Source organism: Bacillus sp. AFS037270 (assembly GCF_002585305.1).
In genome coordinates this window covers 35816-47852 of record NZ_NUNF01000034.1, presented here as the reverse complement: position 1 = coordinate 47852, position 12037 = coordinate 35816, and the positions used below count along the sequence as shown (strand labels likewise).

Annotated in this window: 8 protein-coding genes and 1 pseudogene; 7 read left to right on the top strand and 2 right to left on the bottom strand. The window is 38.9% G+C overall.

Annotated elements, in window-relative coordinates; all coding sequences use genetic code 11:
- Window positions 1-70: 70 nt before the first annotated feature.
- The 7 genes from COD92_RS17650 (at window position 71) to COD92_RS17620 (ending at window position 8223) form a co-directional block, all read left to right on the top strand.
- Window positions 71-1447, top strand: coding sequence for a hypothetical protein (locus tag COD92_RS17650; protein WP_098528944.1), 1377 nt, complete (start codon window positions 71-73; stop codon window positions 1445-1447).
- Window positions 1448-1475: 28 nt separating this feature from the next.
- Window positions 1476-2717, top strand: coding sequence for a dipeptidase (locus tag COD92_RS17645; RefSeq protein WP_098528946.1), 1242 nt, complete (start codon window positions 1476-1478; stop codon window positions 2715-2717).
- 515 nt (window positions 2718-3232) lie between these two features.
- Window positions 3233-4513 (top strand): Rieske 2Fe-2S domain-containing protein, encoded by a 1281-nt coding sequence (locus COD92_RS17640; protein WP_098528947.1) that lies wholly within the window; start codon window positions 3233-3235, stop codon window positions 4511-4513.
- A gap of 254 nt (window positions 4514-4767) precedes the next feature.
- Window positions 4768-6186 carry an amidase gene (locus COD92_RS17635; protein WP_098528948.1) on the top strand — a complete coding sequence of 473 codons (1419 nt, stop codon included), beginning with the start codon at window positions 4768-4770 and terminating at the stop codon, window positions 6184-6186.
- A 232-nt stretch (window positions 6187-6418) separates the two neighbouring features.
- Window positions 6419-6805 carry a VOC family protein gene (locus tag COD92_RS17630; RefSeq protein ID WP_098528949.1) on the top strand — a complete coding sequence of 129 codons (387 nt, stop codon included), beginning with the start codon at window positions 6419-6421 and terminating at the stop codon, window positions 6803-6805.
- 130 nt (window positions 6806-6935) lie between these two features.
- Window positions 6936-7850: a catechol 2,3-dioxygenase gene (locus tag COD92_RS17625; protein WP_098528950.1), complete on the top strand. Its 915-nt coding sequence runs from the start codon at window positions 6936-6938 to the stop codon at window positions 7848-7850.
- A 43-nt stretch (window positions 7851-7893) separates the two neighbouring features.
- Window positions 7894-8223, top strand: coding sequence for a 2Fe-2S iron-sulfur cluster-binding protein (locus tag COD92_RS17620; RefSeq protein ID WP_098528951.1), 330 nt, complete (start codon window positions 7894-7896; stop codon window positions 8221-8223).
- A 1113-nt stretch (window positions 8224-9336) separates the two neighbouring features.
- Here COD92_RS17620 and COD92_RS17615 read toward each other — a convergent pair.
- Both COD92_RS17615 and COD92_RS17610 read right to left on the bottom strand, forming a co-directional pair.
- Window positions 9337-9708: pseudogene (locus COD92_RS17615) on the bottom strand (ATP-dependent DNA ligase); the annotation flags it as partial.
- Window positions 9709-10274: 566 nt separating this feature from the next.
- A complete protein-coding gene (locus tag COD92_RS17610; RefSeq protein WP_098528955.1) occupies window positions 10275-12035 on the bottom strand; it encodes a phospholipase C in 1761 nt (586 codons plus the stop codon).
- Window positions 12036-12037 lie beyond the last annotated feature (2 nt).

The following is a 12037-nucleotide window of genomic DNA, read 5'->3' as shown; positions in this document are numbered from 1 at the left end:
ATCCGTTTTTTGTTTGTTAAACTACATGTTTTGTCGGTAGTGATGTGTTGTAAATAAAGGAGTAACAATCATGCGTACATTTTCTTCCTGGGTGAATAGTCATTTGTATATCCTATATACACTTACTTTTTCGTTTAACATATTTACGGCTTTTTTGCCGAATGAAATCATCCGATACTTCATTGGAGTAATGGCTATTATTCTCGTATTTATCTCTTTCAAAGGAGCAAGTAAATTATTTAAAATTTTATGTATCATTTTTAGTTTTACGGGTCTGCTATTTTTAATGAATGCGGGATTATCTATTGTACTTCTGCCTCTATATATGTCTTCAAACATGTCATTGCTGGCTTTGTTGACGGTTCTTCCTCTTATGACCAGTGTTGTCCATGCCGGTAGATTTGACCGAAGACTAAATGAATTAATGAAAGGAAAAGTAGATAATTTAGGAAATCTATATGTTAGGAGTTCGATTACGACCTATCTATTAACAGGGTTTATTAATATATCGGCCTTAACATTATCGCAGGAGGTATTACAATCAAGTTTACAAAATATCCCGCAAAAAACAAGGAAAATCTTTATTAGTAAAACCACCCTAAGAGCGCTGGCTCTAGCATTAATCTGGAGCCCGACGGAGATTATTGTGGCCATTACAGTAGATTCAACAGGTATCAGTTATTTATCCCTATTGCCATGGCTGTTACTCTGTTCCATTATTGTGATTTCCCTTGATTGGATCATCGGGAAAAAAAGTTTTCGGTCGATAAACGTTGAACACGATAAATGTGTAAACCAGAAGATTGATTTCAAAAAAATTACGGTTCAAATCATCAAACTAGTAATGGCTTTAGCCATTTTTTTAATCGTTGTTATTCTGACCGGGAGTTTGTTACAACTAAGTTTTATTTTATCAGTTGCACTTGTGATTCCGGTGTTTTCTCTATGCTGGGCCATTTTTATAAAAAGATGGAAAAGTTATAAGGTGATTGGTTGGAAGACTTGGCGGGAACGCACCAACAAAATGCAGAATTTTGTTGTCTTGTTTCTTTCCCTTTCGCTCTTTTCCAACAGTTTAAACGGGACTTCCTTTCAAGATGTTATCAAACAGCCGTTTCTTGCCTTTAGTGAGTATCCCATTGTGATCTTAATTTTTATTCAGGTTGTTTTTTTACTGGGGGGATTAATCGGTGTACATGCGATCGCCACGATTGGTGTTTTATTTAAAGTGATCCAGCCTTTATACGGGATGGTAAATCCACTTAGTATTGGTATCGTGATGATTACTAGTGCACTGGCTACTGCAACAGTCGGAGCTTACGGGGTAACAGTTACCATGACTTCCGTGGCAACCCAGCAAAATCCATACCGGATTACGTTAAATAACTTGCCGTTTTGCTTACTTTTCGGAGCCATTGGTATATCGATCGGCTATTTTCTCTTGTAAACTATGAAACATTTTAGGAGGTAGAAAAATGGTTATGACGCCGCAAAAAAATGAAGTGAAAAGCAGGATCGTAAAGAACTATGACGGCTATCAATCCTTTCAATACTTAACTCCAGGAAAACATTATAAGCCATTTCAGCTGCCGCAGTCAGAAAAATATCGGCAGACAGTTGAAATCAAGCTTAGAGAAGATCAGGAAAGGATTTTTGAAACCTTATTAAAATATTACCCTATTGTATCTCTTAGAGATCACGGTTTTGTAGTACCAAAAAAACAAGAGGATATTATTCCTTATTGCCGGCAGCTTCACACTGCATTTGACTATGAAGGGCTGGCCTTATCTGGCGTGGACGTTATATTTGAAAATTTTATGGATGGAATCTCGATTTTGACTTCTACGAATGGGCTAAAATGGGATGATGTGATTTTAACATTAGGTATTCGTTATTGTGATATGGCGAAACAAACTACCGCTTATCTTGCAAAAAATTATCAGGATTTACTGGATGCAAAAAAAACTGACCGCATTGCGATTCTGCCTTCATTAGAGGCAGCAAGTATATTAGAAAATGAAGTGGACCGTGTAGATGTTTTATATGGACTAGGGATTCGATGCATGGGCATTACCTATAATGAAGCCAATACATTAGGATCCGGTTTAATCGAGAAAAATGACAGCGGGTTAACGAAATTCGGCCACAAGGTTGTTGAAAGAATGAATCTGGTGGGGATGGTCATTGATATCTCACATTGTGGTGACTTGACGAGTTTGGAAGTCATTGAGGCAAGTGAAGACCCCGTTTTTATTACACATGCAGGAGCACGTGCTGTTTGGAACTCCCCAAGAATGAAATCGGATGAGGTAATAAAGGCTTGTGCTGAGAAGGGTGGCATCATCGGGGTTTGTGCAGCACCGAATACCACTCTTTCATCCAAAAATCCAAACCAGCATACGATTGAATCTGTCATGGAGCATTTGGAGTATTTAATTGATCTAGTTGGAATTGACCATGTAGGCCTCGGCCCTGATACATTTTTTGGCGATCATGTAGGTTTGCAGCACGCATTTGATGACATGTTATCCCTTAGTGAATCGCATGGAGAACAATTTCAAGAGTCCTCCTATGTAAAAGGGTTGGAAAATCCGACTGAAGCAACGAAGAATATGATCCGATGGATGATAAAACATGACTATACATTTCAAGATATTCAAAAGATTATTGGAGGGAATGCTCTAAGGGTATTAGAGGATATATTATCCCACTCTTAACGGGCATTAAGATTCCCACCTGAAGATTCTGGTGGTTCAATAAGATGCTAGTGGGAGATCCAACTGCCGTAAAGGTCCGATAAGTGCGACTAACCATCAGAGGGGATGAAGGAAAACCCCACTGATGGAAGTCTTCTTTATAAGGTTCATGGGGACGAGTATTATTGCTTCATAGGAAGTAATAGTACTCGTCCCCATTTCTTTTTTTACAAGTGAGGAATGAAAGACTTTTTGATTTGGTTGTGAACAACAAGTAAAAGAACAAAAACAGCCCATCGATGAGTACTTATGGTAAGTAATCATAAAAAAATAGATTCTATTATTTTTCAGTAAGGCTTGTGAATCTATTGTCTTTTAAAAATTTATGGGAAATAGCTACTGTATGTTTCGGTTGTATAAATGAAAAAATTTCGAACCGATTCATACATTGAATACAATCATTTATTTCACTAGTATATAATTATAAATTTTAAATTTTCAGATAATATTCTCGGTAAATTAGGAGGTATTTACACATGCTATCAAAACAAGATAATCATTTATTAACACGTACAGGCCCTAGCACACCAATGGGTGAATTATTCCGCCGCTATTGGATTCCAGCGTTAAAGTCAGATGAAATAAAACCTGATGGAAAACCGCAGCGTGTGAGACTGCTTGGGGAAGATTTAATCGCTTTCCGTGATACAGAAGGAAAGGTCGGCTTGATGGAGGAGGCCTGCCCGCACAGAGGGACTTCACTATATTTTGGGATTAATGACGGCTGCGGACTCACCTGTATGTACCATGGCTGGAAGTTTAATACGAAGGGTGAATGTACTGACATTCCATCCGAAAAGGGCGATCCAAAGTTTAGAAAGAAAATCAAGATTAAAAGCTATCCGGTGAAAGAGGTAAAAGGCATGATTTGGACGTACATGGGTCCGGAGGAAGAGCAGCCGGAATTCCCTGAGTTCTATTGGATGGGGCTGCCGGATGATTATATGATGTCCGAGCGGGTATGGCAGGAATGTAACTATGCACAGGTAATGGAAAATGATCTCGATTATGTACATGCGGCGTTTCTACACAAAGCACATGGCAAACAGGAGGTAGGAGATGGCATTTTAAGTACCGATTTAGGAATTGACCCTAACCATCCGCTTGTGAAAAACCCTCCGGTTGATCAGGATGTCGAGGATACAAATTATGGAAAGCGCTGTGTGGCAGTAGGAATCGGCAACGAAAAAGATAATGCCTTTATGGAAATCCACTATATCATGCCATTCTATACGTACCCACCTCGTTTTGAAGGTGAGGACGGCATGTGGCATGCATTCATTCCAAGGGATGACTACAGCACATGGTCTTGGGACGTCCAGTTTTCCCATACCCACCCGATTGATGTCCAGGCCAATCATGACCGCCGCGGCTTGAAGCTGGATGAACATTTCAGAAAACAAATGAATTTGGAAAATGAATATGAGCAAGACCGTGAGCTGCAAATCACAGGCAATTTCACCGGAATCCGCGGTATCGCTAACCAAGACCATGCGGCAACCGAAACAATGGGAGCGATTGTAGACCGCTCTAAAGAGCATCTTGGAACAAGCGATCTGCCTGTCATTCATATGCGCCGCTTGCTGCTTCAGCAGGTGAATGCTTTCCAGGAAGGCAAGAAGCCATTTGCTCTGGATAATGATTCCTTGAAAAATCTGTACAGTGCCGGACTATACGACAGCAATGAAAAGTCCTGGCAGGAGGCCTTTCCAATGAAAGACCAATTTAAAAAGGATGGGCAGGAAGTGAAGTCTTAATTGAATAGAGATTCTTTTTAATAGACTTGGGTTATAGATAAAGCGGGATGATGAATCTCTCAGGAACCTTTCAAACAGTTCTTAGAAGGTAAGTCTTCCCATTTAGCCCGTGAACAAAGAATTTCGTAGTGAAAGCAGGGATGACATGACATTGGAGGAATATTTGCGCAGTATTTTAGACGATGAAGAAATAGAATTAGCAACCTTAGAGCCAGCCTTCACTTTTAATCTAGAAGATTATGAGGATACTAGCAATGAATGAATTACTTTTTGAAACCATTGAAATCGTTGGAACCGCGATTAAAAATAAACAGCTGTCACCCGTTGAATTAACAAAGATGACCCTTAAACAGATTTACGAACATGAACCTAAATTACATGCCTTTATTACTGTGATGGAAGAAGAGGCTCTAGCTCAGGCGAAGCAGCTGGAAACAGAGATGATGAACAATCTTGATAGGGGACCGCTGCACGGGATTCCTATAGCAGTCAAGGATATTTTACAAACAAAGGGTGTGAAAACAACCGGCGGCTCGAAAATTTTTGATAACTGGATCCCTGACGATGATGCCACAGCCGTTCAAAAGCTAAGAGAAGCCGGTGCGATTATCATTGGAAAATCAAACTTGCATGAATTTGCGATGGGTGCAACAACGGAAAATCCTCATTATGGAAGTACGAAGAACCCTTGGAATATGAAAAAAATTCCCGGCGGATCAAGTGGTGGGTCAGCCGTAGCAACTGTAGCAGGAATGGCCTTTGGTGCTGTCGGTTCCGATACAGCAGGCTCCATTCGACTTCCAGCGGCGTTCTGCGGCACGGTCGGATTTAAACCAACCTATGGATTGGTCAGCAGATCAGGTTGTCTTCCTTTCAGCTTGTCATTGGATCATGTCGGTCCAATGACAAGGACGGTAGAGGATGCAGCCATCATGCTCGAAGTGATGAAGGGGCATGATACAAAAGATCGTGTATCTGTAAAAAGAGATGATCCTGTCTTTTTTGAAGAGTCATTAAGAGACCTAAAAGGTGTAAGGCTGGGCTTCTATGAGCCATACATGTTTGCCGGAATTGATACTGATGTGAAACAAGTGATTGACCGGGCATTTAGTCAATTAGAATCACTTGGGGCAGAAATCATTCCAATTGTCTTGCCGGGAATTGACAAAGCTCTTGACGCTTTAAAAGCAATCGCCCAATCAGAGGTTGTCTCTGTCCATGAGAAGTTATTGAAAAAATACGGACATTTATACGGCGATGATTTGAAATATCGCTTTGAATTTGGCAGCAAGGTTTCCGCAACTGCCTACCTCCGTGCCCAGCGCAGGAGAGACCAATTTGTCAGAGAAACGATTAAGCAAATGAAGGAACAAGGAATTGACGCATTAGTCGGCCCAACCAATGTCCAGCCGCCGTTTGAAATCGGCACGATGGTTCCTTCCATGGCCATCAGCAATATGTTTACTCTTGGCAAAACGCCATTAGCGAATATTCTAGGCTTTCCGGCCTTATCCGTTCCATGTGGTTTCACATCTGAAACCCTCCCTGTCGGACTTCAGCTAATTGGAAAACCTTTCTCAGACAAAAGAGTCCTACAAATCGGAGACTGTTACGAAAAATCAGTGCATTGGGTGGCGGCATTAAAAAACAATCATAACTATGTTCAGCAATAGGAAGCAGGAGACGGTTCTCTTGCTTCCTCGAGCCAAAAGCAGAGGATCATGTCAAGAAGCGGGTCCGTTTCTGACAAGGCAATTGGAAAAAAACATCAGTCATGTCAAAAGGCGGTTTCAATTCTGACCAATGGAAGCCAATAAAACGCAAAGCTGTCATAAATAACAATTTTTCTGTGACCTCGGACCTTCTGCAGTTTCCGCATAAAATTGAACAAATAAGGAGAATTAAATGATACGGAAAATGGAACATGTGGCCATCATGGTGCTCGACATGGATCAATCGATTCGGTTTTATTCTGAGATGTTTGGCTTTCGCGTCCGTCTTCGGGGCAGCAAACCGGATCGCGAAATGGCCTTTTTATATCTTGAAGCTCAGCCGGATATGGAAATCGAACTCATTCAAGAAAAAACAGCAGAGACGGAATACAGTGAAACAGGAATTGTGAATCATCTCGCTTTTACAGTTGAAAACATTGAGGTAACAATCCAATTTTTAAAAGAAAATGAGATTGTCTTTACTTCAGATGAGGTGAAGCCTACGTTGGAAGGCGGTCGTATGATTCTCTTTCACGGACCAAATCATGAATTAATTCAATTAGTAGAACGAGTAAAATGAGGTGGATGGGGTTTTTACCTCAAAATAGTCGTTAATTCAAAGGTAAGGATAAGGCCCAGATTCATGGTCATGGCAATTGAAACGATTGGATTTACTTCTAATTTACATTTCTTTTGGTAGGAGGATAAAAATGGCAAAAGTTTTGCGTATTGGTAGAGTTGAATTAAATGTATTAGACTTAGAGAAATCAGTAGACTACTATACAAATATTATCGGGCTAGAAGAAACCGGGCGAATGGGTGACAGTGTCTATTTAAAAGCATGGGATGAATTTGACCATCATAGCGTGATTTTAACAAAATCATATTCTCCAGGAATGGCTCATGTAGCATTTAAGGTTGAGACATTAGATGATTTAGCCTATTACGAAAAGAAAGTAGAACAGTTTGGTTGTACAACGTCAAGAACTTCAAAGAATAGTAGATTGGCAGAAGGAGAAGCAGTTCATTTTATTTTACCAACTGGACACCATTGCGAATTATATCATGAAATTGGTTTCCTAGGAACAGCAGTCGGATTTAGGAATCCACATCCTTGGCCATTAGGTTGGAAGGGAATTGCACCACATCGTTTAGATCATATTTTATTAACGGGTGAAGATTTAAAAACTGTTACTAGATTTTTTGTTGAAGCCCTTAACTTTAGACAAAGTGAAAGAGTTGTTACTGAAGGTGAAGAGGAGTTATTAGGAAGCTTCTTATTTACAACGAATACTGCACACGATATTGCATTTGTTAAAGGCCCTAATTCTAAGCTTCACCATGCAGCTTTCCATGTTGATTCCATTCAGGATGTCTTTAAAGCCGCAGATTTATTGTCAATGTATAATGTTCCATTTGATGTAACTCCCACTCGCCACGGTATTTCAAGAGGAGAAACAATCTATTTCTTTGATCCTTCTGGAAATCGTAATGAAGCCTTTGCCAACGGATATATGACCTATGCAGATATGCCAACAATAACATGGGATGCATCTAAAATTGGAACCGGAATTTTCTATCATGCAAGAGAATTGTCTGAGTCATTTATGAAAGCGCTGACTTAATTTGTTTTGAATAATGGATTGATTAGTAGAAGGAGGGAGACCAATGTACAAAGTTATTCTTACGACTCGGGGGCAACAATTTGAATTTATCTCATCACCAGACCAATCACCTCTTCAAGCAGCTAGAAATGAATTTATTCCATTTCCATCTGGATGCCGTCGAGGAGGATGTGGTATGTGCAAGGTGAAAGTTATGAGTGGAGAATACGAACAGAAGTTGGTTCGTTCACATGAAGCATTATCTGATCAAGATTTAGAAAACCGCTTTGCCTTAGCGTGTTGTATGACCATTAAGAGCGATCTTGATCTTATTACTATAGAAGATTATGAGAAATATATGCAGAAAAACATTCTGGAAAAGACGACGAAATAAAATCGTCATACCAAAAATATAAATTAACGCTATTAATAGCACTAAAAATTCTAGGCGATTACAAACAATGCGTAGATACAGCATCTAGTATGACCACAGTATCCGAGGCTGAATGACATGTTCATGACACCGTATGTCACTAAAAAGGACGCTAAACAGGTTGTTCCTTTAGAAACGGAAATCAAGCTGTATGACAATTGTGCAGTCGTCACTTTATCTGTAAATTGAGTGAACGTTATTGTTTTAGGTATAAAATAAAAGATACCTAGGACATGTTTGTGAAAGCAAGCATCCCTCAAATTTCACCTCTTGGCTGAGAGCAGTTGCCACAATCCGTGTTGTTCCAAATGTTGAAAGGGGAGATTATGGGGAAATTTTGTTTAAGTAATGTCTAAATGAACATAATGATTCAGTTGAATGTGATAGTATTGGAAATCTTTATTATTGATAGGAAACGATACAACCCCAACTTTTCAATTCTCTAGCAAATGACTGGTTGGACAGAACCTAAGAATTCTATAAATTAATAATTTTGACGAATTTCCTAGATTACCAATTATGATTTGTTTTTCTCAGTTTGTCCCACAAGAACCGAGTGGTCTAATTGGACATGTTAGACTTATAACTTTTAAACCTCCTTATCTTTTTCTTTATTAAGATGAGGAGGTTTTTTAATGAAGAAATAAAATTTCAAGACTTCGAGATAATCAAACGGAAAAACGTTAAAAAAAATCGTAAAAATAGTAGAAATTAATTAAAGTTAAAGATATGATACACTTCTGAAAGCGTTTTCTCTCGAATGTAAATTTGAAAAAATGAATAGTAAGAATAATGGGGTTATAAAGTTATAATAAAATAAATATTCTAAATTACTTTTAAGCAAACATGGATACTTAAAACACAAAACAAGGAGATTTATGAAAAGCATGAAACTCAAAAGTAAGCTTCTTTTTAAATCCTTACAATTTAGATTAACTTTTCTTTTTTTTATAATTACAATACCGATCATCCTGTTTTTAATCTACAATAACTACTATTCCATTCAAGTTGTTCGAAATCAAATTGCGCAGTCCAATGAAAATATGATTAATCTCTATATGAGACAAATTGATACTAAATTACAGAGAGTTGATGATTATTTACTCGATTTAGCGGTGGAGAATCTATATTTATTACTTTTGAAAGTAGGGGAGTATTAACTGGTATGACCGCATTGAGAATTTCCTTGCGTTGATGGAGAGGCAGATGGGTTACTTTTTCTCCCTTATGGTACAGAATGTCGAATACCACAAAGGATAATGGTTCCTGCTTTGCGAGCAGTTTCACCTTATCCGAATTAAACACTGAAAATCTACTCATAACTGCCTCGAAATCTGGTTTCCCTGCTTCATGGGTGATCACCACTTCCCCGTCTAAGACTGTCCCCTTTGGAATGTCCAAACCTAGCAGCTCTGGAAAACGTGTAGTGACATCCGTTTTATGGCGCGTATAAAGCTTTTACTCTTCGATATAGGAATAGATGAGACGGAACCCATCCATTTTTGGCTCGGATACATAATCGTCATTATCGAACGGTTTATCCGTCCTATGGAGTAGCATCGGGTTAATAAACATTGTTATCACCTCTACCCTATAATACTATGGAAATGGATTACAATAATTAGGCGGTTGTTGGAAGGGTTATTATTGTGTATTTGGCAATTAAAAAATGCTATTAATGGCAGTATCTTTTATGAATGTAAAAAGAGCCAAAATACGCAAGTAGTGTATAAAAACTTGCATATTTTAGGCTTTTTATTTTTATTCCTTATTGTGTTAAAACGCCTGTTTGTATAAGTACAATTATTCACATTCTTGTTTGTGCTTTCCAATCTGCCCACAGTAACAACATTTCTCAGAATCACTTAAGATCTTGTTTATTCCGTTGTCATCCACAAGTGACAAGTGATGCCACTCCCTATCTTACATTTTATATCTTTTGTATGCATAAAAAGGTGACTCAGTCGGTCCCATATAGACCTTCCGAGTCACCCTTTAAAATATGATTTATGTTATTTACTATTCACAACAATGGTGTTACCTTGTTTTTCCATTGACCAACCAAGTATATCAACTGCAGACTTAAGCGGAATATAGGTGATACCTGTTTCACTCTTGATAGCAGGTGTTATAAGATGTACTGGTTTATTATCTACAAACGCTGTACTCCCTTGCACCTTCCATTCAATGTCTTTGTGATTTGTTGTTAGGACCAGACGGTTTTCTTTTGTTTGAGTCACTGAACCATTAATGCTACGGGCAAAATCGTCTAATGGGACCATTACATTACCTTTGTTGTCTACAAATGACGCTTCACCAGGATGGCTTACGCCCAATAAGGCATTGTTTAGCTGTACTTCAGCAACTGGCCCATTGGAAGACTTGGCAGTTAAATTACCATCGTTAAACATGTAAGGCAAGAAATTAGGATGTTCAAAATCAAACATATCTAACATATTGTTGGCATATGCATCCTTGCTGTTCAATGCAGGTAAACCATAGTTCCATTCCAGGAATTTCAAAACCGAAGCATGGTCATATTGAACGTGGCTTACATAGTTCTCTTTTGCATATGGGGAGATGACCATTGCCGGAATGCGTGGTCCATCACCTTGTAATCCATCCGTGTTAGGAGTTACAGTTGGAGGGGCAATATGGTCAAAGAATCCGCCACCTTCATCATACGTAACAATAATGGCTGTATCTTTCCAATATGGGCTGCTCATGATTTTGTTAATCGTATTGACTGTAAATTCTTCTGCTGATGGAGTACTCTGGTTTCCAGTACCAGGATGTTCATCATCTCCATAACCAGCCTTTATAAAACTAACCGCAGGAAGATTGCCATTATCGATATCCTTTGCAAAGTTATTGTAATCTTTTAGATTATTATCATATTTCCCATCCTCATAGTTTTGGAAATACTGGAACGGGTTATGGTGCGGTGGATACGTCTTTGCTTCAGCTGACGCAGGATCTGCTTTTGCAGCATCCCATCCCCCAGCATACCATGCCCAGGATTGGTTCGATGCGCTTAGCTCATCGCCAATGTTTTTGTAAGTGAGATTATATTTCAGTCCATTGGTGCTATCCCCGCCAAATGGACCGTTTTTAGGAGATGGGTCACCCGTAATTTGAGCCTTAGGATTTGTGTTTGTATTTGTCGTTTCATTTCCATTTCCAGATTGCGCTGCCACTAAATAGAATGCACCTGGCGTTGACGGTCCATAAACAGGCTGAAAATAGTTGTCCGCCATCGCGAAATGCTGAGCATACTGCCAATAAGCAGGAATTTCATTGTAATCAAAATAAGACATAGATAGTAAGCCCTTGTCATTTGTATCAGTAGGCTTGCCACTATCATGATTCACCTGATAGAACTTATCCATTTTTCCTTCATCGGCCATGGAGATCATTGCTTTATAACCATGATTTACATCTGTTTCTTGGATTTCACCTTTACCCGCATCATGCCAAGGATATACCGGATTTCCATTTGAATCAGGGTTATAGACATTCCCGTTAACATCTCTTGGTACACTACCTGCTACATATTTGAAATTTCTAACATCCATAGGTGTTCCGGGAAGTGATTTAAATCCAGGAGCATAAGGATATGTTCCAAAATAGTTATCAAACGTACGGTTCTCCTGAAAAATTACTACTGTATGTTTTATCGGTGAAACTGTTTTTAATTCAGGAGCAAATTGCTTTTCTACTGATGCGGTTTTTGGAACCTCAGCGTTTACCTTTCCAACAAAAGGTGCTGCCATAA

Coding starts and splice junctions, on each gene's coding strand:
- COD92_RS17650 (WP_098528944.1), top strand. CDS start 71: ATGCGTACATTTTCTTCCTGGGTGAATAGTCATTTGTATATCCTATAT.
- COD92_RS17645 (WP_098528946.1), top strand. CDS start 1,476: ATGGTTATGACGCCGCAAAAAAATGAAGTGAAAAGCAGGATCGTAAAG.
- COD92_RS17640 (WP_098528947.1), top strand. CDS start 3,233: ATGCTATCAAAACAAGATAATCATTTATTAACACGTACAGGCCCTAGC.
- COD92_RS17635 (WP_098528948.1), top strand. CDS start 4,768: ATGAATGAATTACTTTTTGAAACCATTGAAATCGTTGGAACCGCGATT.
- COD92_RS17630 (WP_098528949.1), top strand. CDS start 6,419: ATGATACGGAAAATGGAACATGTGGCCATCATGGTGCTCGACATGGAT.
- COD92_RS17625 (WP_098528950.1), top strand. CDS start 6,936: ATGGCAAAAGTTTTGCGTATTGGTAGAGTTGAATTAAATGTATTAGAC.
- COD92_RS17620 (WP_098528951.1), top strand. CDS start 7,894: ATGTACAAAGTTATTCTTACGACTCGGGGGCAACAATTTGAATTTATC.
- COD92_RS17610 (WP_098528955.1), bottom strand. CDS start 12,035: ATGGCAGCACCTTTTGTTGGAAAGGTAAACGCTGAGGTTCCAAAAACC.